We start from the raw sequence: 24,787 nt of genomic DNA, 5'->3' as shown, positions 1-24,787 counted from the left end.
CATGGGGAAATTAGTACTTGCGACGATCACCATTTCAGGCAGTGCGAAGTGGCTGCTGAAAGTTGGCGGGAATAAAGAAAAATGGTACGGAAGTGACAGGATTTTCATGTATGTCATGACTGTGTTCGGTGCGATGACCGTAAACTATTCGGAGCAATGCACAGAATATGGGTGGGTCGTGAGTAATCTCAGACTGCTGGCCGGCTGTCTGCTGGCCGGAGGCCTTCTGAGTGCGGCATACATGGATCGTAGAAATTGCTGGGTGTATAATTATGTATGGTGGTGGTGCCTCCCGTGGGCCGGAATCCTGGGACTGACGGCGGGTGGAGGATTTCATGGTATCGTCGCTGTACTGGTGTTTGTCATGCTGCAGCAGCTTCTCTTCAGCAGAATGTACGGAAAAGCGGATTGTCATGCATTTTCGGTCTGTGCTTTGGCGGAGTGCGGAAATGCAGTCGGAATGGTGGGGTTTCTACTGCAGATGTTCCTCTCAGTTGTGTTATTGACAATCGTACAGCTGTTTCGGGGAAATGTCACTCCAAGAGGCAGACTGCGCGAACCACAGCCGTTTATTCCTTATATTATCACAGCATTTTTTTCCGTAACGTTCCTCGAAAGTGTTTTTAGAACAACGTATATTTATGCATAAACAGTTGCGTATCTTTTTAAAAAGTGCTATAGTAACTAAAGTTTAGAAACCATAGTGGTTTCCAAAACACAGACAGGAGGAAAATATTATGAAAAAAGCAATCGCAATGTTACTTGCAACTGTAATGTGCACAGCAATGCTGACAGGCTGTGGTTCTGATTCCGCAACCAATGAGAGTTCTCAGGCTGCTGAAAGCAGTGTGGCAGAGACTGCTGTCGCAACAACGGAAGCTGCTGCAACAACGGAAGCAGCCGATAAGACAGAGGGCGGCGTACTGGTATTCGGTACAAATGCTGAGTTCCCTCCCTTTGAGTATGTTGGTGATGACGGAGAACCCGATGGATTTGATGTCGCTCTGATCAAGGCAGTAGGTGAGAAGCTGGGCATGGAAGTTCAGGTAGAAAACATGGAGTTCGACTCTCTGGTAAGCTCTATCGGCAACAGAATTGACGGTGCTATCGCTGGTATGACCGTAACTGACGAACGTAAGGAACAGGTGGATTTCTCTGATCCTTATTACGAGGCTGTACAGTTCGTGATCGTATCTGCAGATTCCGATATTGCAACCGTTGATGACCTGAAGAACAAGACCATCGGCAGCCAGCTTGGTACCACCGGAATGTTCCTTTCCGAGGACATTGAAGGAGCTACTGCACAGACCTATAATAGAGCCATCGATGCTGTCAACGATCTGGTAAATGGCAGAGTAGATGCTGTTATTATCGACAAAAACCCTGCAGAAGTATTCAACACCAAGTTCGAAGGCAAAGTTAAGATCATCGATGGTGCAGAGTTTGGATTCGAGACCGAGGAATATGCGATCGCACTTCCCAAGGGAAGCGAACTGGTAGATCAGATCAATCAGGCACTGGAAGACCTTAAGGCAGATGGTACCTTTGATGCTCTGGTAGCTCAGTACATCGGAGAGTAATTTTTATACAAAATATACACGAAAAAAGAAGAGAATGGCTTGTGCCATTCTCTTCTTTTTGCTATATTAAGGTAGGTAATGGAAATTTATACATTTACAAGAAAGGCATAGGAAATAACATGCAAAATATCTGGCAACATATTTATGCAGCCTTCATTGAAGCTGACAGATGGAAGCTTTATCTGAAAGGCCTGGGAGTAACCTTAGAGGTTTCTTTTTTTGCGGCACTGCTTGGTATCCTGATTGGAACGATTGCAGCATTTTTAAAATTGTCTACGAGAAAAAACGGTTCGAAGACGATAGCATCCCGTATTGCGAGCGCCTATATTGATATTATCCGCGGTACGCCTACCACGGTCCAATTGCTGATCATGTGGTCCGGTATTCTGGCTACCTGCAAAAACAGTGTTCTGATCGCCAGCCTGACTTTCGGTATTAATTCCGGAGCATACGTGGCAGAGATCGTCAGAGCGGGAATTCTGGCGGTGGATAAAGGACAGATGGAAGCGGGAAGATCTCTGGGATTGAATAAATTCCAGACCATGCGTTATATCATTATTCCTCAGGCATTCAAGAGCATTCTGCCTCCGCTGGGCAACGAATTTATCGTGTTGATCAAGGAGACATCTATTGTGGGTTATGTAGGAATGAGTGATCTTACCCGTGTGGCCAATCAGATGACTTCCAAGCTGTTCGATGTATTTACACCGCTGCTTGGTATTGCATTCATCTATTTTGTATTGACCAAGGTATTGTCCATCCTGCTTGCAAAACTGGAAAGGAGACTGCGTAAGAGTGATAATCGTTAAAGATCTGCATAAAAGCTTTGAAGATAATCAGGTGTTAAAAGGGGTAAGTTATCATATTCATCCCGGTGAAAAAATCGTAGTAGTGGGTCCCTCCGGATCCGGCAAAAGTACATTTTTACGTTGCCTGAACCTGCTGGAGAGACCTACCAGCGGTGAAATATGGTTCGACGGACAGAATATCACAGACCCCAAGATTGACATTAATAAAGTCCGTCAGCATATGGGAATGGTGTTCCAGCATTTTAATCTGTTCAATAACCTTACGATCATGAATAATATTACGCTGGCGCCTGTGAAGTTAAAACTGATGGGCGAAGAAGAAGCAAAGGAAAATGCTCTGAAACTGTTAAAACGTGTAGGACTGGAGGAAAAAGCAGATGCTTATCCCGCATCCCTCAGCGGCGGACAGAAACAGAGAATCGCCATTGTAAGATCTCTTGCCATGAATCCAAGAGTAATGCTATTCGATGAACCGACTTCCGCGCTGGATCCGGAGATGGTCGGAGAAGTTCTGGAAGTTATGAAGGAACTGGCGGAGAGCGGTATGACAATGGTGGTCGTAACGCACGAAATGGGATTTGCCAGAGAAGTAGGTACAAAAGTGCTTTTCATGGATGGCGGAAATATTGTGGAGGAGAATACTCCTCAGGAATTTTTCACCAATCCGCAGAGTCCCAGATTACAGGAATTTTTATCTAAGGTATTATAAGATGTTATAAAGGAACGGTGAATGCAGATGGTCACAATTTCTTTATGCATGATCGTGAAAAATGAAGAACGGATCCTGACAAGATGTCTGGACAGCGTAAAAGATCTGGTGGATGAGATCGTCATCGTGGATACAGGCTCTGCGGATGCGACCAGACGGATCGCACAGACATACACGGATCGGGTTTATGATTTTACATGGATCGATGATTTCAGTGCAGCGAGGAATTTTGCTTTTTCCAAGGCAACTTGTGAGTATATTTATTCCGCAGATGCGGATGAGGTTCTCTCGGAAGAGAACCGGGTAAGGTTTCAGGCGTTAAAAGAAACGCTTCTTCCCGAAATTGAAATTGTACAGATGAAATACGGCAACCAGCTGCATAACGGTACGGTTTATAATTTTGATGAAGAATACCGGCCGAAGCTGTTTAAGAGACTGAGAAATTTTATATGGGAAGAACCAATTCATGAAATGGTCCGGCTGGAACCGGTTGTCTATGACAGTGATATTGTGATCACCCATATGCCGGAGCAGAATCATGCAGGCAGGGATATTGCCAATTTCCGTAAACAGATCGCAGCAGGAAGACAGCTTTCCAGAAGGTTGTATGGAATGTATGCAAGAGAATTGTTCCTGGGTGGAGCGGACAGGGATTTCCTGAAGGCAGAGAACTATTTTCAGATGCAGGTGGCTTCTCCGGACAGAAGCGGAGATGAGATCACGGAAGGCTGTTGTGTGGCAGCAAAAGCGGCAAGACTGCGGGGAGATGCGGTGAGCTTTTTCAAATACACCTCGAAGGTGATCGCCGGAGACGGCTGCTCGGAGATCTGCTGCGAATTGGGGCATTTCTACGAGACATCCGGGGACTTGGAGGAAGCGGTCATCTGGTACTACAATGCGGTATATGAAACGCAGCCGGTACTGGCACTAAGGACTTCCGGGGCAGAACCGCTGGAGGGACTGGTCCGATGCTATGATCGCCTGGGACTTTCGGAACAGGCAGCAAGCTATCGGGAAGAGTTGAATAGCAGGAATGAGGAGTGAAATTATGAAATGGGAAGAAAATGTACGTAAGGTAGTTCCTTATGTGGCAGGGGAACAGCCGAACCGGCCCAATATGATTAAATTAAATACAAATGAATGCCCGTATCCTCCCGCACCCGGGGTGCGAAAAGCGGCGGAAAATATGGAGAGTGCAGCACTCAGATTATATCCGGATTCAAATGCCCAGCCACTGGTGGATGCCCTGGCAGCATATTATGATGTAAAACCGGAGCAGGTATTCGTGGGAGTCGGTTCGGACGATGTATTGTCTATGGCCTTTATGACTTTTTTTAACAGTGGTAAGCCGATTCTGTTCCCGGACGTCACCTATTCCTTTTATGATGTATGGGCAGATCTGTACCGGATCCCATATCGCACCTGTGCACTGGATGAAAACTGGCATATCCATCCGGAAGATTATAAACAGCCTAACGGCGGTGTCATCTTCCCGAATCCCAACGCTCCTACCGGCGTGGAGGAATCTCTTGAAACAGTTGAGGAGATCCTGCAGGCAAATCCGGATGTGGTAGTGATCGTGGACGAGGCTTATGTGGATTTCGGTGGCAAAAGTGCACTGCCGTTACTTAAAAAATACGAAAATCTGTTGGTCGTTCAGACGTTTTCCAAGTCCAGAGCTATGGCGGGAATGCGTATCGGTTTCTGCATCGGCAATGAGAAACTGATCCACTATCTGAATGACGTAAAGTTTTCCTTTAACTCCTACACCATGAACCTGCCTTCGCAGGTAATGGGCGTGGAAGCAGTGAAGGATGATACTTATTTTAAAGCAACCACGGCTAAAATTATAGCTACGAGAGAGCGGGTGAAAAAGGAACTGACGAGCCTGGGATTTACTTTCCCGGATTCCAAGGCAAACTTTATCTTTGCTTCTCATAAGGAAGTTCCGGCAGAAGAATTGTTCCGGGCACTTCGAGAGGCGGATATTTATGTCAGACACTGGAACAAACCCCGCATTTCCAACTCCCTGCGTATCTCGGTCGGTACGGATGAGGAAATGGACCGTCTGATCGCTTTTCTGAAAGAATATCTGGAAAAGCGGGTATAATTAAAAAATAAAAGAATTGGAGTAAACACATGTTAAAAAAGTATTTGATCATTTTTCTGGTATCTATGGTTCCGTTGATTGAACTTCGAGGCGCTGTTCCCATTGCGGTGGGAATGAATCTGCCGCTGCTTCCCAGCTATATTGTATGCATCCTGGGCAATATGCTTCCTGTGCCGTTTATTTTCTTTTTTGCGAGAAAAGTATTGGAGTGGGGTGCAGACAAGCCTGTCATCGGTAAGTTCTTTACTTTTTGTCTGGAAAAAGGCCACAAGGGTGGACAGAAGCTGCAGGAGAAGGCCGGAAGAGGTCTGTTCGTGGCACTGCTTCTGTTTGTGGGAATTCCGCTTCCCGGAACCGGTGCATGGACCGGAACTCTGGCAGCCAGTCTGTTAGACATGGACTTTAAGTCCAGCGTGATTGCCGTGATGTTGGGAGTAGTACTGGCAGGTGTGATCATGGGACTGCTCAGCATGGGAGTGTTCGGGGCACTTGGGACTATTTTTTAAGAAAACGGAGATGCTGTAGCTATGGAAAACACAGAAGAGATTTATACCGATTTTGCAAGAGTATATGATGAACTGATGGACAATACCCCTTATGAAATGTGGTGCGAACGTCTGGACCGGCTGATCGCAGCCTATGGAGTGTCGAAGCCGGAGCGGGATGCGGAGGAAATTCTGGATTCCGAGCGTAATCTGGTGGTGGATCTGGGCTGCGGCACAGGTACGTTGACGGAAATGCTGTATCAAAAAGGCTATGACTGCATCGGCGTGGATAATTCTGAAGAAATGCTGAATATTGCCATGGATAAAAAAGCGGAGAGTGGTTCGGAGATCCTTTATCTGCATCAGGATATGCGGGAGCTGGATCTGTATTCTACCGTGGGTACGGTGATCAGCGTCTGTGATTCCGTCAATTATATTTTGGAAGAAGAGGAACTTTTGCAGGTATTCCGGCTGGTGAACAATTATCTCTATCCCGGCGGGGTATTTATCTTTGATTTTAATACCGCCTACAAATACCGGGAAGTCATCGGTAATACCACTATTGCGGAGAACAGAGAGGATTGCAGTTTTATCTGGGAGAATTATTACGATCCCGAAGAGGAGATCAATGAGTATGATCTCACCATTTTCGTGCAGGAAGAGGAAGATATTTTCCGCAGATTCACTGAGACACATTTGCAACGTGGATATACTGCGGAACAGATGAGGGCGCTGTTGGAACAGGCCGGACTTAAAGTTCTCGAAATCATGGATTCCGATACCGGAGAGGCAGCAACGGTGACCAGCGAGAGAGTATATATTGTAGCAAAAGAGCAGCAAAAGGAGCTGCCGACAGAAAGGTACGTGAAATAAATGAAGGATTATATGGTACGTGCAACTGCAGCGAATGCACAGATCCGGGCATTCGCATGCACTACAAGAGAGACAGTGGAGACTGCACGGGCGGCACATAATACAAGCCCCGTGGTTACAGCAGCGTTGGGAAGACTTCTCAGTGCCGGGGTTATGATGGGCAGTATGCTGAAGGGAGACGATGAACTGATCACCCTGCAGATCAAAGGAGACGGTCCTATCGGCGGACTGACGGTGACTGCGGATAGGAACGGACATGTGAAGGGGTATGCCAATGTGCCGGATGTGATCCTGCCTGCCAATGCCCAGGGCAAACTGGATGTGGGCGGTGCAGTGGGCGCCGGTATCTTGAGCGTGATCCGCGATATGGGACTGAAAGACCCTTATGTGGGACAGACGGATCTTCAGACCGGTGAGATCGCAGAGGATCTGACTTATTATTTTGCAGTATCTGAGCAGGTTCCCTCTGTTGTGGGACTGGGAGTGTTGATGAACAGAGATAATACCGTAAGACAGGCCGGCGGTTTTATTGTGCAGTTGATGCCTTTTGCAGAGGAGGAGACGATCAGTAAGCTGGAGGAGAACATCAAAAATCTTGCTTCCGTCACCACAATGCTGGATGCCGGCAAGACACCGGAGGAAATGCTGGGTGTTCTGCTGGAGGGAATGGATCTGGAAGTTACGGATACACTTCCGGTGGAATTTTCCTGTAACTGCAGCAAAGACCGTGTGAGAAAAGCTCTGATCAGTATCGGAAGAGAAGAATTGCAGTCTATGATCGATGATGGCAAAGAGATAGAAGTGAATTGCCATTTTTGTAATAAAAACTATAACTTTACCGTGGATGAATTAAAGGAAATGATTCAGGATTGATTCTGTAAAGCGAGGAAGCCTATGAAACAGGGATTTGTCAAAGCAGCATCCGCCACACCGGCGATCCGGGTGGCGGATCCGGTTTATAATGCACAGGTGATCTGTGAACAGATGGAGGAAGCGGTCTCTCATGGAGCAAAAATAGTGGTATTTCCGGAACTGTGTATCACGGGGTATACCTGTGGGGATCTGTTTCTTCAGAACCTGTTGTTGGAAGAGGCAAAGGAAGCATTGCTTCGGATCACGGCGCAGACTGCAAAAATGGATGCCGTGATACTGGTGGGACTTCCGATAGAGAAAGACGGCCGGTTATACAATGTTGCGGCGGTATTACATCACGGAGATATCCTGGGAATGATCCCGAAGAAAAACATTCCTTCCTACGGAGAATTTTATGAGGGAAGACATTTCACTCCCGGGGAGGAGACCGTAACGGAATATCAATTATCCGGGCGGAAAATCCCCTTTGGAATAAACCTTCTGTTTCGCTGCACAGAACTTCCGGAACTGGTGATCGGCTGTGAAATCTGCGAGGATCTGTGGGTGGCGGAACCTCCTTCCACATCTCATGCACTTGCGGGAGCCACGGTGATCGCAAACCTCTCTGCATCCAATGAGACCGTCTCCAAAGATGACTATCGCATGTTGTTGGTAAAATCTGCCAGCGCAAGACTCCTGTGCGGATATATCTATACTTCCGCAGGAGAGGGAGAATCCACCCAGGATCTGGTATTCGGAGGACATGACCTGATCGTGGAGAATGGTACGCTGCTTGTACAGTCATCCCGATTCTCTTCCGGAATTGTATATGCGGATCTGGATGTGCTTCGAATTGTGAATGAACGCAGAAGAATGGGAACGTTCGGACAGAAGCCGGAGAAAGATTACCGCGTGGTCCCTTTTTCCGTAAAGCTTGCACAGACCCGGTTGGATCGCAAATTTGCCGCACATCCTTTTGTGCCGGAGGATCCTGCACTTCGAAACAGACGGTGCGAGGATATTTTGTCCATTCAGGCATACGGACTGAAGAAACGGTATGCGCATACCGGATTAAAAACGGCGGTCCTCGGAATCTCCGGAGGATTGGATTCCACATTGGCACTGCTGGTGACGGTGCGTACCTTTGACCTGCTGCAACTTTCCAGAAAAGGAATTATAGCAGTGACCATGCCCTGCTTCGGAACAACGGACCGGACGTATGAAAATGCCTGCCTGTTGGCGAAGACTCTGGGTGTAACCCTGCGGGAAGTGGATATCAGAGAATCTGTGACCAGACATTTTGCCGATATCGGGCAGGATATGGAATGCCATGATGTTACCTATGAAAATGGGCAGGCCAGGGAACGCACGCAGGTGCTGATGGACATCGCAAACAAGGAAAATGCACTGGTCATCGGTACAGGGGATATGTCGGAACTGGCACTGGGCTGGGCCACCTACAACGGAGACCATATGTCCATGTATGGCGTCAATGCTGGTGTACCAAAGACACTGGTGCGACATCTGGTGGACTATTATGCGGATACCTGTGAAAACAGGGAACTTACGGCAGTATTGAAGGATGTGTTGGATACCCCGGTCAGTCCGGAGCTGCTCCCGCCGGTGGAAGGAAACATTGCACAGAAGACGGAAGATCTGGTAGGGCCTTACGAACTGCATGATTTCTTCTTATATTATATGCTTCGCTGCGGATATGCTCCGGATAAGATCTACAGGATTGCAAAAGATACATTTTCGGGAAGATACAGTGACGAAATCATTAAAAAATGGTTGATAAATTTCTACCGAAGATTCTTTGCCCAGCAATTTAAACGGTCCTGTCTGCCGGACGGCCCCAAGGTGGGAAGCGTGGCATTGTCGCCCAGAGGAGACCTGCGGATGCCGTCTGACGCCTGCGCCCGGATCTGGCTGGAGCAACTGGAGAAAATATAAAAATATTGTTAAAATTTCGTCGAAATTCTTAATTTTCTGTTTTTAACTTGAAATGGAAAACGCAAAATCGTATATTATAGCTGTACCAATTATGGAGGATATGCGGAGGAATAAATATGACTAAGGCGGAGATTTTAAAGAAAGAAATATTAAGACAGTATCGCAGTGTCAGACAGTTTGCGATGGAGATGAATATTCCTTACAGTACACTGGTAACAGCTCTTGAGCGCGGTATTGAAGGGATGGCGTACGGAACAGTGATCAAAATGTGCGACAAGCTGAGCCTGAATCCTGTGGATTTTTCCTCTCTGGAGAGAGATGCATCTCTGGGGGCACAGCTTTTGGAAAATCGTGTTATGCAGAATTATGTGAAGCTGAATCAGACGGGACGTGATAAGATCCTGGAACTGATGGACGATTTTGTACAGATCGATAAGTATAAGGCCAAGGCGAAAAAAACAAAATAAAGACAAACAAAAACAGCTACTGCTTTGATCTGTGAAGGGATCAGCAGTAGCTGTTAAACATCATGCCGCTGTAAGCACTGGTGGTGTAGGGACTGACAAAATTGTGACCGGGATTTTTGTAGGCCACTATTTTTTTGTCTACATAATCCATAGGGTTCAGGGAGACCTGATCGCTCTTACGCAACAGGGAACTGCTGAAATCCTTCAATACGCTGAAAGATGATAGATCATTTCCCGCTGATGCCGCTGCCTGCTGTAATTTTTCATCGTTGACAGAGAGAATACCGTCATCCTGCAGGTGCATTCCCATATTTTCCAGAGAAGTGCCGTAATGGGAAGCAATTGATGAAAATTCACGGACCAGCTGTCTGCTTCTGGACTGGGTCTCCAGATAAGAAGCTGCAGACCGGATGAAGCTATTGTAGCTGCCGATCAGCTGGTTGATATTGTCAGTAATGGATTCGGTGTCTGTCTTCAGACCGATATGCACCGGCTTATCTTCGGAACTTACGGCTTTGATCTGTACATCGAACAGCTTGCCAACCGTGAAATGGTTGGAGGAAGAAGAACGCTCTTCACCATTGATCAGGAAGCATGCATTGCCGGCAGGATGGCTGATATAATTCAACCCCATATTGCCTACGACACCGGAGGCTTTGCTGGTGTGATCGTCACTTACACGGAAATGATATGCCTTGTTGGCTGGTACACCGGTAGCATCAGAGGTCAGCCGGAGCGCGTAACGGGAATCGGATTCTGCAACATTTGCCTGGATACCGATATCCGCATTGTTGATCAGCCGTGAGAGACGATCCATGATCTGGCGGTTCGTATCTCCTTCGTTGATATTGAACTGGAATTCATAGTTCATATCGTTGATGGAAATATCAAAGGAGTAGGTCGCAGGGGAAAGCGTGGTAGCCAGATCCGGGAGAAAATATCCCAGGTTCTCCTGCGGGGTAGCCAGTTCTTTTACCTCAAGATCAAATTCCGGAGAAGTACTTGTCAAAGCGTCGGAACCGATGTAGGCTGCTTCTGCTACTTCGGTGTCTGTGGAATAAGCACTTTTTTTACGGAACATGCTGTCCTGCTCCAGACCGCCGAGCTGTGCGATCGCGTTATGAAGCTCACGGGCATTTTCCTTCAGAGATACGGCATAGTGCTGTGTGTCCTTGTTGGTGGTCGGAAGATACCAGGGAGCATCTTTGTTCAGTTTTACAATGGAATTATATACGCTGCGGAGTTCGCTTTTTTTATGTGTGTCATACTTCGTCAGCTGTCTGGGAGAATATGCTGCCAGATAGTTGTTGTATACCGTGTTGAGAACAGCACCCATAGATATCTCCTTTCTCCTCCGTGATCAAGGATATTTTATAAAAAAATACAGTCATCCACTTTTATGAGGCTATTATAGCATATATAATAAGAAGAAACAAGAAAAACAGCTGGATTTTCGGGAAAACAGTTGACGAAAGCCGAGGATTATGTTATAGTATCCAAGCGAGATGAGATTTAGGTCTTTTTTTTATGCTTAAATTTAGAGATCAGAAAACACGTGGAGGTAGAAAAATGCGTACAAAAATTACTTTAGCATGTACCGAGTGCAAGCAGCGTAACTACAATACTACCAAGGATAAGAAGACTCATCCTGATAGAATGGAAACCAAGAAGTATTGTAGATTCTGCAAAACACATACATTGCACAAAGAAACCAAATAATCAGCCGTTCTAGCATGGGAGGTCGAAATGGGAGATTCCGCAGAAAAACAGAAGCGCCCCAGTTTCTTCAAAGGCGCAAAAGCTGAATTTAAGAAAATTTCATGGCCGGACAGACAATCCACATTGAAGCAATCCGTAGCGGTTGTTGCAATTTCAGTTGTAGTTGGTGTGATTATTGCGGTGCTGGATTATTTTATTCAGTACGGCGTAAACTTCTTAACATCATTATAGAGCGAGGGTGATTGTATGGCAGAGGCAAAATGGTATGTAGTCCATACCTATTCAGGATATGAGAACAAGGTCAAAGCCAATATCGAGAAGACCATAGAGAACAACAAGAATCTGGCAGAACAGATTCTTGAAGTAAGAGTCCCTATGCAGGATGTGGTGGAACTGAAGGACGGAGCCCGCAAGACGGTATCCAAGAAGATGTTCCCCGGATACGTACTTCTTAATATGGAAATGAACGATGATACCTGGTATGTCGTTCGTAATACCCGTGGCGTGACCGGATTCGTAGGTCCCGGAAGTAAACCTGTACCTCTTACAGAAGCTGAGATGAAGCCTTTGGGCATTAAGACCGAAAATGTATCGATCGACTTTGGCGAGGGCGACAGCATTGCTGTTGTGGCCGGAGTATGGAAAGATACTGTCGGCGTGGTGCAGAAACTGGACTATGGCAAACAGACAGCTACGATCAATGTAGAACTGTTTGGAAGAGAGACCCCTGTGGAAATCAGCTTTGCAGAGGTCAGAAAGCTTTAATGAAGCTTACAAAGATATTTTCTTCCGGAGATTTCCGGAATAAAATATAAACTCTCGGATCCGCAAGGGCCTGAGAGAGGCAGCACAAAAGGAACGGCAACGTTCCAGTGGGAGCAGGAGGCAAGCAACAAGGCAGCCTGCGCCGAATTACCACATTATAGGAGGTGCCACAATGGCAAAGAAAGTAGAAGGATATATCAAGTTACAGATCCCTGCCGGCAAAGCAACACCGGCTCCCCCTGTTGGTCCTGCACTTGGACAGCACGGGGTGAACATCGTTGAATTTACAAAGCAGTTCAACGCAAGAACAGCAGACAAGGGAGATCTTATCATTCCCGTAGTTATTACTGTATATGCAGACAGAAGCTTTAGTTTCGTTACAAAGACTCCCCCTGCAGCAGTACTGTTAAAGAAAGCCTGCAACATCAAGTCCGGTTCCGGCGTTCCCAACAAGACCAAGGTAGCTACCATTTCCAAGGCTAAGCTTCAGGAGATCGCTGAGATGAAGATGCCGGATCTGAATGCAGCAAGCCTGGAAGCAGCTATGAGCATGATCGCTGGTACTGCACGCAGCATGGGTATTGTTGTTGAGGAGTAACTTATAAATATTTGGGAGGCAATCGACAATGAGATTGCCGCTGGAACCTAGGAGGTAAAATAATGAAACATGGTAAGAAATATACCGAAGCTGCCAAGCTGGTAGATCGCGCTACATTCTATGAGCCTAACGATGCTATCGCTCTGGTTAAGAAAACTGCAACTGCTAAATTCGATGAGACCATCGAGGTTCACATCAGAACCGGTTGTGACGGACGTCACGCTGAGCAGCAGATCCGTGGCGCAGTTGTACTGCCTAACGGAACCGGTAAGACTGTAAAAGTTCTGGTATTCGCAAAAGGCGATAAGATCAACGAGGCTGAAGCAGCAGGCGCTGATTATGTTGGCGGCGAAGAGCTGATCCCGAAGATCCAGAACGAAGGATGGCTGGACTTCGACGTTGTAGTAGCAACCCCTGATATGATGGGCGTTGTAGGTCGTCTGGGTAAGGTTCTCGGACCTAAGGGCTTAATGCCTAACCCTAAGGCTGGTACCGTAACTATGGATGTAACCAAGGCAGTTAACGATATCAAAGCCGGTAAGATCGAGTACAGACTTGACAAGACCAACATCGTGCATGTTCCTGTTGGTAAGGCTTCTTTCACTGAGGAAGCTCTGCAGGAGAACTTCAACGCACTTATGGACGCTATCGTAAAGGCTAAGCCCAGCGCATTAAAGGGTCAGTATCTGAGAAGCATCACTCTGACCAGCACCATGGGCCCCGGCGTTAAGGTTAGCGTAGCAAAGTTCTAATCTGATCTCTAATCTAATTAGATAACGAATGCTAAAGAGCCGCTTCACTGCTTACAGTGAGGCGGTTTTTGCAAAAAAACATTTTGCAAAAAAATACTAAATAATCCTTGACAAGCACAGTCTCCTATGCTATTCTAACTGAGGTTGTAAAACCATGCCGAAGACAGCAGGTGCAAGGGAGACCGAGCGTAAGTCCTGCCGAGGAGATAAGTATGATGATATCATCTCTCTGTGTCTTCACAGAGAGTTTTTTTTACTTTATAGGATTTTATCCTATAAAGCAAAACGCTCCGCGAGGATCGCACTGCGGCGAAGTGGAATATATCGCTAAGGCGATTCGCCGCAGGCGTAGAATCCTGCGAGCAGGATTCTATTTATATTCTTCTTATCGGCACAAAATCTATAAGGAGGTAAAGAAATGGCAAAAGTTGAATTAAAACAGCCTGTAGTAGAAGAGATTTCTGCTGGTATCAAAGATGCCCAGTCTGTAGTTCTGGTAGACTACCGTGGACTTACTGTTGAGCAGGATACCCAGTTACGTAAGAGCTTACGTGAGGCAGGAGTTAGCTACAAGGTTTACAAGAACACCATGATGAACTTCGCGTTCAAGGGTACACAGTTCGAAGGTCTGTCCGAGTATCTGGAAGGACCCAGCGCAATGGCTTACTCTACCGAGGATGCAACCGCTCCTGCAAGAGTACTGGCTCAGTTCGCTAAGACTGCTGATAAGCTTGAGATCAAGGCCGGTGTGGTAGAAGGTACTGTTTATGATGCTAAGGGTATGGCTGCAATCGCTAACATCCCTTCCAGAGACGTACTCATCTCCAAACTGCTTGGCAGCTTACAGAGTCCTATCACCAATTTTGCACGTGTTATGAATCAGCTGGCTGAAAAAGGCGGCGCAGCAGCTTGCGAAGCAGCAGCACCCGCAGAAGAAGCACCCGCAGCTGAATAATAATTGCAGCTAATTGACAATCAATCAAAAATATTTCAAATGGAGGAAATTAAAATGGCTAAATTAACAGCACAGGAATTAATCGATGCTATCAAAGAGTTATCTGTATTAGAGTTAAATGATCTCGTAAAGGCTTGCGAGGAGGAGTTCGGCGTATCTGCAGCAGCTGGCGTTGTTGTAGCAGCAGCTGGCCCTGCTGAAGCAGCAGAAGAGAAGACTGAGTTCGACGTAGAGCTGACCGAGGTTGGCGCTGAGAAGGTTAAGGTTATCAAGGTTGTTCGTGAAGTAACCGGTCTGGGCCTGAAGGAAGCTAAGGACGTAGTTGACGGAGCTCCTAAGGTTGTTAAGGAAGGCGCTTCTAAGGAAGAGGCTGAGGACATCAAGAAGAAGCTTGAGGAAGTTGGCGCAAAGGTTACTCTGAAGTAATTTTTAACCAGTATATGACGGACCATGTGCCGGCACCTGCCGGTGCATGGTTCTTTCTTATTTATTATTTTCTAAATTATTCATTTTTTCAAAAATATTCAAAAAAATTCCTTGACGCTATTTTATCATTGTGCTATTATGGATAGTGCACTATTGTGCGGTGCTATGCTTATTTGTCATGCATAAAAATTGACGTTTATATATACTGCATTGTTGCCGACGCAAAATAGGCTTTAAATCTGAAAGAACGGGGTGAAATGTCAATGGAAAAGAACAGAATACGTCCGATTGCCGGTACCAAGGTTATGCGTATGAGTTATTCAAGACAAAAAGAGGTTTTAGAGATGCCCAACCTGATCGAGGTCCAGAAGGACTCTTATCAGTGGTTTTTAGACGAAGGCTTGAAGGAAGTCTTTGACGACATCTCTCCGATCGCTGACTACAGCGGTGCCTTAAGTCTGGAATTTGTGGATTTTGAACTCTGCAAAGACGACGTGAAGTATTCTATCGAAGAGTGTAAAGAGAGAGATGCTACATTCGCAGCACCTCTTAAGGTTAAGGTTCGCCTTTATAACAAGGAGAAGGAAGAGATCAGTGAGCATGAGATTTTCATGGGCGATCTTCCGCTGATGACTGAGACCGGTACTTTTGTGATCAACGGCGCGGAACGTGTTATCGTCAGCCAGTTGGTTCGTTCTCCCGGCATCTACTACGGAATCGGACATGATAAGATCGGTAAGAAGCTGTTCACCTGTACCGTGATCCCGAACCGTGGAGCATGGCTGGAGTACGAGACGGATTCCAACGATGTCTTCTATGTACGCGTGGACAGAACCCGTAAGGTTCCCATCACTGTATTGATCCGTGCACTGGGCATCGGTACCAATGACGAGATCCGCGAACTCTTCGGTGACGAACCTAAGATCGAGGCAAGCTTTACCAAGGACACTGCTGAGAATTATCAGGAGGGTCTGTTAGAGTTATATAAAAAGATCCGTCCCGGTGAGCCTTTAAGTGTTGAAAGTGCAGAAAGCCTGATCAACGCTATGTTCTTCGACCCCAGAAGATATGATTTAGCCAAAGTCGGCAGATATAAATTTAATAAGAAGTTAGCTCTGAAGAATCGTATCCGTCATCAGATCCTGGCTGCAGATGTGGTAGATCCTTCCACCGGTGAAGTGATCGCATCCGCAGGAGACAAGGTGACCGCAGAGCTGGCAGATACCATTCAGAACAGCGCCGTTCCTTTCGTATATATTCAGACAGAGGAGAAGAACGTAAAGGTACTGTCGAACCTGATGGTAGATCTGACTCATTATGTAGATTGCAATCCCAGAGATTTCGGTATTCATGAGCTGGTATATTATCCGGTTCTGGCACAGATCCTGGAAGAGTTCGGCGATGATCCCGAGAAGCTGGCAGAAGCGATCAAGAAGAATGTACATGAACTGGTACCCAAGCATATTACCAAGGAAGATATTCTGGCTTCCATTAACTATAACATGCATCTGGAGTATGGTCTGGGCAATGATGACGATATCGATCATCTGGGCAACAGACGTATCCGTGCGGTAGGTGAACTGCTGCAGAACCAGTATCGTATCGGTCTGTCCAGAATGGAGAGAGTGGTACGCGAGCGTATGACCACACACGATGCTGAGGAGATCTCTCCCCAGTCTCTGATCAATATCAAACCCGTAACCGCAGCAGTGAAGGAATTCTTCGGATCTTCCCAGCTGTCTCAGTTTATGGATCAGAATAACCCTTTGGGTGAGCTGACCCACAAGAGACGTCTGTCTGCACTGGGCCCCGGCGGTCTGTCCAGAGATCGTGCCGGATTCGAAGTTCGAGATGTACATTATTCCCATTACGGAAGAATGTGCCCTATCGAGACTCCCGAAGGTCCTAACATCGGTCTGATCAACTCTCTTGCAAGTTATGCAAGAATTAATGAATATGGTTTCGTAGAGGCTCCTTATCGTAAGATCGACAAGTCCGATCCCAAGAACCCCCGCGTTACCGACGAAGTAGTCTATATGACTGCGGACGAAGAAGATAATTACCATGTAGCACAGGCGAACGAAGCACTGGATGCAGAAGGACATTTTGTGAGAAAATCCGTCTCCGGACGTTATCTGGATGAGACACAGGAATATCCCAGGGAAATGTTTGATTACATGGATGTATCCCCGAGAATGGTATTCTCTGTGGCTACTGCACTGATTCCTTTCCTGCAGAACGACGATGCGAACCGTGCACTGATGGGATCCAACATGCAGCGTCAGGCCGTGCCTCTTCTGAGCACCGAAGCACCTGTAGTAGGTACCGGTATGGAAGAAAAGGCAGCAGTAGACTCCGGTGTCTGCGTGGTAGCCAAGAAAGCGGGAACCATCAGTTATGTATCTTCCAAGACTATCCGCATTGATTATGATGACGGTGAGAAGGAAGAGATCCATCTGACCAAATTCTCCCGTAGTAACCAGTCCAACTGCTACAATCAGAAGCCTATCGTATTCAAGGGCGATCATGTGGCACAGGGACAGGTCATTGCAGACGGACCTTCCACTTCCGAAGGTGAGCTGGCACTGGGTAAGAACCCTCTGATCGGTTTCATGACCTGGGAAGGTTACAACTACGAGGATGCAGTTCTGTTAAGTGAGAGACTGGTACGTGATGATGTGTATACTTCCGTTCATATTGAGGAGTATGAGGCAGAAGCACGTGACACCAAGCTTGGACCGGAAGAGATCACCCGTGATGTACCCGGTGTCGGTGATGATGCACTGAAGGATCTGGATGACAGAGGTATCATTCGTATCGGTGCAGAGGTTCGTGCCGGTGATATCCTGGTGGGTAAAGTTACTCCTAAGGGAGAGACCGAACTGACTGCGGAAGAGAGATTGCTGCGTGCCATCTTCGGTGAGAAGGCAAGAGAAGTAAGAGATACCTCCTTAAAGGTACCTCATGGTGAATATGGTATCGTAGTGGATGCCAAGGTATTTACCCGTGAGAACAGCGATGAGCTGGCACCCGGAGTAAACCAGGCAGTCCGCATTTACATTGCACAGAAGAGAAAAATCTCTGTTGGTGATAAAATGGCAGGCCGTCATGGTAACAAGGGTGTCGTTTCCCGCGTGCTTCCTGTAGAAGATATGCCTTATCTGCCCAACGGACGTCCTCTGGACATCGTGCTGAATCCTCTGGGCGTGCCTTCCCGTATGAATATCGGACAGGTCCTGGAGATCCACCTTTCCCTGGCTGCCAAGGCACTGGGCTTCAATGTGGCAACCCCTGTCTTCGATGGTGCAAACGAGAAAGATATTATGGATACGTTGGATCTTGCCAACGATTATGTAAATCTTCCTTTCGACGATGCAGAGAGTGCAGAGTGGAAGGAAAAGGGTCAGGAGACTACTGCAGACGGTAAGCCCTGGTCCGGAGAGACCTTTACCAGCAAGCATGGTGAGGAGCTTCTCCCTGAAGTTATGCAGTATCTGTCCGAGAACAGAGACCACAGAGGTGTATGGAAGGGTGTTCCCATTTCCAGAGACGGTAAGGTACGTCTGCGTGACGGTAGAACCGGTGAATACTTCGATGGTCCCGTAACCATCGGACACATGCATTACCTGAAACTGCATCATCTGGTAGACGATAAGATCCACGCACGTTCTACCGGACCGTACTCCCTGGTAACACAGCAGCCTCTGGGTGGTAAAGCTCAGTTCGGTGGCCAGCGTTTCGGAGAGATGGAAGTATGGGCTCTGGAGGCGTATGGTGCATCCTACACCCTGCAGGAGATCCTGACAGTGAAGTCCGATGATGTGGTTGGTCGTGTTAAGACTTACGAAGCAATCATTAAGGGAGACAATATCCCTGAGCCCGGTATTCCCGAGTCCTTCAAGGTTCTGCTGAAAGAACTGCAGGCACTGGGTCTGGATGTCAGAGTGCTGCGTGAGGATCAGACCGAGGTCGAGATCATGGAGACCGTCGATTACGGTGATACCGATTACCGTTATGAGATGGAGGGTGATCGTAAGTATGATGACGATTACGACAAGGGTTCCCTTGGCGAGATGGGCTATCAGTCACAGGAGTTTGACGACAACGGCGAACTGGTGAATTCCGAAGACGACTATGTGGAAGACGATTACACCGATGATAGCTTTGACGGCAGTGATGATGAATTTTAATGCTTTGTATAGAAGGGAGTGCCATTAATGTCAGAAACAAAAAATGAAACAACCTATCAGCCTATGACATTTGATGCCATCAAGATCGGATTAGCTTCCCCGGAGAAAATCCGGGAGTGGTCCCATGGCGAGGTATTAAAGCCGGAGACAATTAACTATAGAACACTGAAACCCGAGAGAGACGGTCTGTTCTGTGAGAGAATCTTCGGACCCAGCAAAGACTGGGAATGTCATTGCGGTAAATATAAGAAGATCAGATATAAGGGCGTTGTCTGCGACAGATGTGGTGTAGAAGTTACCAAAGCCAGCGTACGTAGAGAGCGTATGGGACATATCGAGCTTGCTGCCCCGGTATCCCATATCTGGTACTTCAAAGGTATCCCCAGCCGTATGGGCCTGATCCTGGATCTGTCTCCCAGAATCCTGGAAAAGGTTCTGTACTTCGCTTCCTATATTGTTCTGGATCCGGGAACCACCAACCTTGAGTACAAGGCAGTGTTGTCTGAGAAGGAATATCAGGATGCAAGAGAGACCTGGGGCAACAAGTTCCGTGTAGGCATGGGTGCGGAAGCTATCAAAGAGCTGCTGCAGGCTATTGACCTGGAGAAGGATGCAGCAGAACTGAAGACCGGACTGAAGGAATCCTCCGGTCAGAAGCGTGCCCGCATCATTAAGAGACTGGAAGTTGTGGAAGCTTTCCGTGAGTCCGGAAATAAGCCCGAATGGATGATCATGGATGTTATTCCAGTTATCCCTCCCGATCTTCGTCCTATGGTACAGCTGGACGGCGGACGTTTTGCAACCTCCGACCTGAATGATCTGTACAGAAGGATCATCAACCGTAATAACCGTCTGAAGAGACTGTTAGAGCTTGGTGCTCCCGATATTATCGTACGTAACGAGAAGAGAATGCTGCAGGAAGCAGTAGATGCTCTGATCGATAACGGCAGACGCGGACGTCCCGTTACCGGCCCCGGTAACAGAGCACTGAAGTCTCTGTCCGATATGTTAAAGGGTAAGACCGGTCGTTTCCGTCAGAACCTGTTAGGTAAACGTGTAGACTATTCCGGACGTTCCGTTATCGTCGTAGGACCGGAACTGAAGATTTATCAGTGTGGTCTGCCCAAGGAAATGGCAATTGAACTGTTCAAGCCTTTTGTGATGAAAGAGCTGGTAGCCAAGGGAATCAGCCAGAATATCAAAAATGCCAAGAAGCTGGTAGAGAGACTGGATACGCAGGTATGGGATGTGCTGGAAGAGGTGATCAAGGAACATCCTGTTATGCTGAACCGTGCACCGACACTGCACAGACTTGGTATTCAGGCATTTGAGCCGATCCTGGTAGAAGGTAAGGCAATCAAACTGCATCCCCTGGTATGTACCGCATTCAACGCGGATTTCGACGGAGACCAGATGGCTGTACATCTTCCTCTGTCCCAGGAGGCACAGGCAGAGTGTCGTTTCCTGCTGTTGTCTCCCAATAACTTACTGAAGCCTTCCGATGGTGGTCCTGTAGCCGTTCCTTCCCAGGATATGGTACTCGGTATCTACTATCTGACCCAGGAGAGACCCGGTTCTATTGGTGAAGGTAAGTATTTCAAGAGCGTAAACGAAGCAATTCTGGCATATGAGAACCAGGCGCTGACACTGCATTCCCGCATTCATGTCCGCATGAGCAAGGTAAATGCAGCAGGTGAGACGATCACCGGAACGGTAGAGTCTACACTGGGACGTTTCATCTTCAATGAGATTCTGCCTCAGGATCTGGGATTTGTAGACAGAAGTGATCCCGAGAACTTCCTGAAGCTGGAAGTAGACTTCCATGTAGGAAAGAAGCAGCTGAAGCAGATCCTGGAGAAGGTCATCAATACTCACGGAGCATCCAAGACCGCAGAAGTACTGGATGACGTTAAGGCAATCGGTTATAAGTACTCTACCAGAGCCGCTATGACCGTATCCATTTCCGATATGACTGTGCCTGAGAAGAAGGGCGAGATGCTGGCAGCCGCACAGGCAACCGTAGACAAGATCGCAAGCAACTTCAGACGTGGTCTGATCACTGAGGAAGAGCGTTATCGTGCAGTCGTAGAGACCTGGAACGAGACCGATAAAGAGCTGACCGATGTACTGCTGTCCGGTCTGGATAAATACAATAACATCTTCATGATGGCAGACTCCGGTGCGCGTGGTTCCAGTCAGCAGATCAAACAGCTGGCAGGTATGCGTGGACTGATGGCGGATACCACAGGTAGAACCATCGAGCTGCCCATCAAATCAAACTTCCGTGAAGGTCTGGATGTACTGGAATACTTCATGTCCGCGCATGGTGCACGTAAAGGTATGTCCGATACCGCACTGCGTACCGCAGACTCCGGTTATCTGACCAGACGAATGGTTGATGTATCTCAGGAGCTTTCTATCCGTGAAGTAGACTGCTGCGAGGGTCAGGCAGAGATCCCCGGTATGGTAGTCAAGGCATTCATGGATGGTAAAGAGACCATTGAAGGCCTGAAAGACAGAATCACAGGCAGATATTCCTGTGAGGATATTTATGATAAAGACGGTAACATGATCGTTAAACACAACCACATGATCACCCCCAGCCGTGCAGCTAAGATCCTCAGCGTAGGTGTAAATGCACAGGGTGAGCCTATTGAGGAAGTGAAGATCCGTACGATCCTGACCTGCCGTTCTCACGTTGGTATCTGTGCAAAATGTTACGGTGCCAACATGGCAACCGGTGAAGCTGTACAGGTAGGTGAAGCAGTCGGTATTATCGCTGCACAGTCTATCGGTGAGCCCGGTACCCAGCTGACCATGAGAACCTTCCATAGTGGTGGTGTCGCAGGTGACGATATCACACAGGGTCTTCCCCGTGTCGAGGAGCTGTTCGAGGCCAGAAAGCCGAAGGGACTTGCGATCATCGCTGAGTTCGGCGGTAAGGCGGAGATCCGTGATACCAAGAAGAAACGTGAAGTAGTAATTACCAATGAAGAGACCGGAGAATCCAAGGCATACCTGATTCCTTACGGTTCCCGTATCAAGGTAATGGATGGCCAGGTATTAGAGGCCGGTGATGAACTGACCGAAGGTAGTGTAAACCCTCACGATCTGCTGAAGATCAAGGGAATCCGTGCCGTACAGGATTACATGCTGCGTGAAGTACAGCGTGTATACCGTTTACAGGGTGTAGATATCGCCGATAAGCATATCGAAGTCCTGGTACGTCAGATGCTGAAGAAAGTCCGTATCGAGAATAACGGAGACACCGAATTCCTGCCCGGTACTCTGGTAGATGTTCTGGATTTCGAAGAAATGAATGAGAAGCTGACCGCAGAAGGTAAAGAGCCTGCAGAAGGCAAGCGTATCATCCTTGGTATTACCAAGGCAGCACTGGCTACCGAATCCTTCCTGTCCGCAGCATCCTTCCAGGAGACCACTAAGGTACTGACAGAGGCTGCTATCAAGGGTAAGGTTGATAATCTGATCGGTCTGAAGGAGAACGTTATCATTGGTAAACTGATCCCTGTAGGAACCGGTATGAAGAGATATCGTAATACCAGACTGAGCACCGATGATGTGGAAACCATTGATTTCAGTGGCGACATGTATGGTGATGATGCAGAACTGAATCTGAGTGACGGAACAGATCCGGAAGCTGAGAATACAGATGTTAACACCGATGCAGAGACTGTGGAAGTGGGAACAGATGCTGATAACCAGTAAAAAAAGAAAAGATCTTATAAAAAAGCTCTCCGGGGATTCCCCGGGGAGCTTTTTTAAGCTGAAAATTACTGTAAGTCCTCTGTATTCAGTACCTGCCAGGCGGTGATCCGGTAAAAGGTGTCATCCGCAGACAGAGGGTATAAGATCTCAATGGTAACCTGTAAGGATTGCAGATCGGAAATAGGTATCACATATGACTTTCCGTGTCCTACGGAGCCGTAATACGCATCCTCGCTGTCGGAGGCTTCGTAGACGCGACGCAGCGTATTGTCCATACCGGCCAGAGACTGCTCTGCCTGATTGCAGGCATCATAGTAGGCAGTAGTACGTTCCAAAACACGGGTGCTGAGCCTGCTGTCGGCATTAGCACTGACAATAGACAGTACGGCAAAGGATACCAGACAGAGGATCACGAATACCAGCAGGATCGAAGCGGAGCCGATATTCATACCGAATTGTTTTTTCTTTGAAGAGTTACTCATGGTCCCCCCTCCTCTCTGCGGTGTGATGCATGACAGAAATTGTATAAATAGGCATCTCCGGTGCAGACAAGTCATACACGGTGATCTGGGCTTCCATGATACCGGTACCTTCCGCCGGAGTATGTACCAGCTCGGCCTGATAGCTGCCGCCATTTTCTGCGGAACAGAGGTCCCAGCAGCTGTCAAAAGTAAGTCGGAGTGTATCGTCGCTGATCTGTTCCGAAGGAGAGAACAGATCCTGCATGGCATTTATGTCGCCCTCCAGCGCGAGGTACGATTCCGCCAGATTCTGTGCCTGGATGACAGCATGGTTCTGATTTACTGTCTGTGTGCTCAGCAGATGGGACTTGGCAAACAGCTGGATACAGACGGCGCTGGCCAGGGAGAAAAACAGGATCGCTATGATCATTTCCATTAAAAATAAACTGGATCTGGAATGCTTCATAATAAGTTCGGAATCCTTTCTGCCCGGTGTTTATTCCGTGGCATTACAGTGAATATGGATATAAAAGGTGTGGAACTCTCCGGAAGCCGTTTGCAGGGATGCACGGATCAGGTCATTGGAGACATAGGAAAATGTCAGGTCCTTAAGCTCCATGATATCCGTACCGGCAGGCAGAACCTGTCCGCCGAGAGAAGTCCCTTCCCGCATAAAGAGCTCTTTTAAATGTCCGTCGTAGAAATAGAGGTAGGTACAGTAGGTCTCATCTTCAATCCGTGAAAGCATGCAGAGAGCCGGGGTATCTTCCAGCGTGGCCAGAGAGATACTGTCCGTGGTATCATTCTGCCGGACTTTTTCCAGGATATAGGACACGGCAGTCCTGCTTTCGTAATTGACACCCATATCTTCCACGGTGTGCTGGTATACATCCGCTCCGATGGTAACGAGCGCCAGCGCGGAGACGGCGAATACACCGAACAATGCCAGAACGAACAAGATATCCACAATAAAATGTTTTTCCTGATTTCTATTGTTCATAATGTCAGAAAACTCCTTTAGTGAGCGCCGGTTCTGCGGAGTACGGTGACTTCCGGAAGAAGGTTGCTGCCATAGTAATCATAGTCGACGAAAAAACTGTTCTTATCATACAACAGACCGTAGTGCTGCTCCAGATATTCCAGAGAAGGTGGATAACAGCCTTCTACGGCATAGCATTGAGAAATGCTGCGTCCCAGGGCAGTTTCCAGACTTTCCTGCTGCTTGGTCAAAGTAGATTCACTAACGGATCCAATTCCCTGTAAAAACAGAACAAACAATACCAGAAATGCCAGAATCGGAAGCAGATAGACCAGTTTGCGTCCGAAGGACATGCTTTTTTGCTCAAAACGATTCATG

25 protein-coding genes and 1 other annotated feature are annotated in these 24,787 nt (G+C 47.5%); of the genes, 20 read left to right on the top strand and 5 right to left on the bottom strand.

The features are described from left to right. Position 1: 1 nt before the first annotated feature. The 11 genes from H9Q77_RS13035 to H9Q77_RS12985 all read left to right on the top strand — a co-directional run bounded on the left by H9Q77_RS13035 (position 2) and on the right by H9Q77_RS12985 (position 9,838). Entirely contained in the window at positions 2–649 is a 648-nt protein-coding gene (locus H9Q77_RS13035; protein ID WP_249325823.1) for a hypothetical protein, read from the top strand. An 88-nt stretch (positions 650–737) separates the two neighbouring features. Beyond that, positions 738–1,580, top strand: a complete 843-nt coding sequence (locus H9Q77_RS13030) for a basic amino acid ABC transporter substrate-binding protein (RefSeq protein WP_249325822.1) — start codon at positions 738–740, stop codon at positions 1,578–1,580. Positions 1,581–1,699: 119 nt separating this feature from the next. Continuing rightward, on the top strand, positions 1,700–2,389 hold the full coding sequence (locus H9Q77_RS13025; RefSeq protein WP_022153726.1) for an amino acid ABC transporter permease: 690 nt from the start codon (positions 1,700–1,702) through the stop codon (positions 2,387–2,389). Then, positions 2,376–3,098 carry an amino acid ABC transporter ATP-binding protein gene (locus H9Q77_RS13020; RefSeq protein WP_022153725.1) on the top strand — a complete coding sequence of 241 codons (723 nt, stop codon included), beginning with the start codon at positions 2,376–2,378 and terminating at the stop codon, positions 3,096–3,098. The genes H9Q77_RS13025 and H9Q77_RS13020 overlap by 14 nt, the downstream gene beginning before the upstream one ends. Before the next feature lie 21 nt (positions 3,099–3,119). Continuing rightward, the gene (locus tag H9Q77_RS13015; RefSeq protein ID WP_249325820.1) at positions 3,120–4,142 is read left to right on the top strand and encodes a glycosyltransferase family 2 protein; all 1,023 of its coding nucleotides are present in this window, start codon (positions 3,120–3,122) and stop codon (positions 4,140–4,142) included. A gap of 1 nt (position 4,143) precedes the next feature. Continuing rightward, positions 4,144–5,208: a histidinol-phosphate transaminase gene (gene hisC / locus H9Q77_RS13010; RefSeq protein WP_148447211.1), complete on the top strand. Its 1,065-nt coding sequence runs from the start codon at positions 4,144–4,146 to the stop codon at positions 5,206–5,208. Positions 5,209–5,237: 29 nt separating this feature from the next. Further along, positions 5,238–5,714 (top strand): COG2426 family protein, encoded by a 477-nt coding sequence (locus tag H9Q77_RS13005; protein WP_022153722.1) that lies wholly within the window; start codon positions 5,238–5,240, stop codon positions 5,712–5,714. A 21-nt stretch (positions 5,715–5,735) separates the two neighbouring features. Further along, positions 5,736–6,566 (top strand): class I SAM-dependent DNA methyltransferase, encoded by an 831-nt coding sequence (locus tag H9Q77_RS13000; RefSeq protein ID WP_249325818.1) that lies wholly within the window; start codon positions 5,736–5,738, stop codon positions 6,564–6,566. After that, on the top strand, positions 6,567–7,439 hold the full coding sequence (gene hslO / locus H9Q77_RS12995) for an Hsp33 family molecular chaperone HslO (RefSeq protein ID WP_118693312.1): 873 nt from the start codon (positions 6,567–6,569) through the stop codon (positions 7,437–7,439). Between the two features lie 21 nt (positions 7,440–7,460). Beyond that, positions 7,461–9,371, top strand: a complete 1,911-nt coding sequence (locus H9Q77_RS12990; protein WP_249325816.1) for an NAD(+) synthase — start codon at positions 7,461–7,463, stop codon at positions 9,369–9,371. A gap of 116 nt (positions 9,372–9,487) precedes the next feature. Continuing rightward, on the top strand, positions 9,488–9,838 hold the full coding sequence (locus H9Q77_RS12985; protein ID WP_022153718.1) for a transcriptional regulator: 351 nt from the start codon (positions 9,488–9,490) through the stop codon (positions 9,836–9,838). A 40-nt stretch (positions 9,839–9,878) separates the two neighbouring features. Here the strand turns inward: H9Q77_RS12985 and fliD are convergent, their stop codons facing one another. Beyond that, complete coding sequence (fliD, locus tag H9Q77_RS12980; protein WP_118545702.1) at positions 9,879–11,174, bottom strand: flagellar filament capping protein FliD; 1,296 nt, start codon at positions 11,172–11,174, stop codon at positions 9,879–9,881. Between the two features lie 233 nt (positions 11,175–11,407). Between fliD and rpmG the strand changes: the two genes are divergently transcribed. The 9 genes from rpmG (at position 11,408) to rpoC (ending at position 22,969) form a co-directional block, all read left to right on the top strand. After that, on the top strand, positions 11,408–11,557 hold the full coding sequence (gene rpmG, locus H9Q77_RS12975; protein WP_022153716.1) for a 50S ribosomal protein L33: 150 nt from the start codon (positions 11,408–11,410) through the stop codon (positions 11,555–11,557). Between the two features lie 27 nt (positions 11,558–11,584). After that, entirely contained in the window at positions 11,585–11,788 is a 204-nt protein-coding gene (gene secE, locus H9Q77_RS12970; RefSeq protein ID WP_022153715.1) for a preprotein translocase subunit SecE, read from the top strand. 15 nt (positions 11,789–11,803) lie between these two features. After that, positions 11,804–12,322 carry a transcription termination/antitermination protein NusG gene (gene nusG / locus H9Q77_RS12965; RefSeq protein ID WP_022153714.1) on the top strand — a complete coding sequence of 173 codons (519 nt, stop codon included), beginning with the start codon at positions 11,804–11,806 and terminating at the stop codon, positions 12,320–12,322. A gap of 172 nt (positions 12,323–12,494) precedes the next feature. Next, positions 12,495–12,920, top strand: coding sequence for a 50S ribosomal protein L11 (rplK, locus tag H9Q77_RS12960; RefSeq protein ID WP_022153713.1), 426 nt, complete (start codon positions 12,495–12,497; stop codon positions 12,918–12,920). A gap of 62 nt (positions 12,921–12,982) precedes the next feature. Continuing rightward, positions 12,983–13,672: a 50S ribosomal protein L1 gene (rplA, locus tag H9Q77_RS12955; RefSeq protein WP_022153712.1), complete on the top strand. Its 690-nt coding sequence runs from the start codon at positions 12,983–12,985 to the stop codon at positions 13,670–13,672. 139 nt (positions 13,673–13,811) lie between these two features. Next, positions 13,812–13,935, top strand: a sequence feature (ribosomal protein L10 leader region). Between the two features lie 155 nt (positions 13,936–14,090). Beyond that, positions 14,091–14,627, top strand: coding sequence for a 50S ribosomal protein L10 (rplJ, locus tag H9Q77_RS12950; protein ID WP_022153711.1), 537 nt, complete (start codon positions 14,091–14,093; stop codon positions 14,625–14,627). Between the two features lie 54 nt (positions 14,628–14,681). Further along, positions 14,682–15,053 (top strand): 50S ribosomal protein L7/L12, encoded by a 372-nt coding sequence (gene rplL / locus H9Q77_RS12945; RefSeq protein WP_022153710.1) that lies wholly within the window; start codon positions 14,682–14,684, stop codon positions 15,051–15,053. 263 nt (positions 15,054–15,316) lie between these two features. After that, positions 15,317–19,243, top strand: a complete 3,927-nt coding sequence (gene rpoB, locus H9Q77_RS12940; RefSeq protein ID WP_118550004.1) for a DNA-directed RNA polymerase subunit beta — start codon at positions 15,317–15,319, stop codon at positions 19,241–19,243. Positions 19,244–19,270: 27 nt separating this feature from the next. Further along, on the top strand, positions 19,271–22,969 hold the full coding sequence (gene rpoC / locus H9Q77_RS12935; RefSeq protein WP_022153708.1) for a DNA-directed RNA polymerase subunit beta': 3,699 nt from the start codon (positions 19,271–19,273) through the stop codon (positions 22,967–22,969). A 65-nt stretch (positions 22,970–23,034) separates the two neighbouring features. On the opposite strand, the gene H9Q77_RS12930 is transcribed toward rpoC, so the two are convergent. The 4 genes from H9Q77_RS12930 to H9Q77_RS12915 are packed head-to-tail and all read right to left on the bottom strand — an operon-like array spanning position 23,035 to position 24,786. Next, positions 23,035–23,451: a hypothetical protein gene (locus tag H9Q77_RS12930; protein ID WP_249325814.1), complete on the bottom strand. Its 417-nt coding sequence runs from the start codon at positions 23,449–23,451 to the stop codon at positions 23,035–23,037. After that, the gene (locus H9Q77_RS12925) at positions 23,444–23,896 is read right to left on the bottom strand and encodes a type IV pilus modification PilV family protein (protein ID WP_249325813.1); all 453 of its coding nucleotides are present in this window, start codon (positions 23,894–23,896) and stop codon (positions 23,444–23,446) included. The genes H9Q77_RS12930 and H9Q77_RS12925 overlap by 8 nt, the downstream gene beginning before the upstream one ends. Before the next feature lie 30 nt (positions 23,897–23,926). Further along, a complete protein-coding gene (locus H9Q77_RS12920) occupies positions 23,927–24,430 on the bottom strand; it encodes a DUF4860 domain-containing protein (protein WP_118545696.1) in 504 nt (167 codons plus the stop codon). Between the two features lie 17 nt (positions 24,431–24,447). After that, complete coding sequence (locus H9Q77_RS12915; RefSeq protein WP_118545694.1) at positions 24,448–24,786, bottom strand: hypothetical protein; 339 nt, start codon at positions 24,784–24,786, stop codon at positions 24,448–24,450. Position 24,787 lies beyond the last annotated feature (1 nt).

It is taken from the genome of Simiaoa sunii (assembly GCF_014337175.1).
GTDB lineage: Bacteria > Bacillota > Clostridia > Lachnospirales > Lachnospiraceae > Acetatifactor > Acetatifactor intestinalis.
Note: the sequence above shows the minus strand (reverse complement) of the source record. Positions and strands in the feature narration are given on the sequence as shown.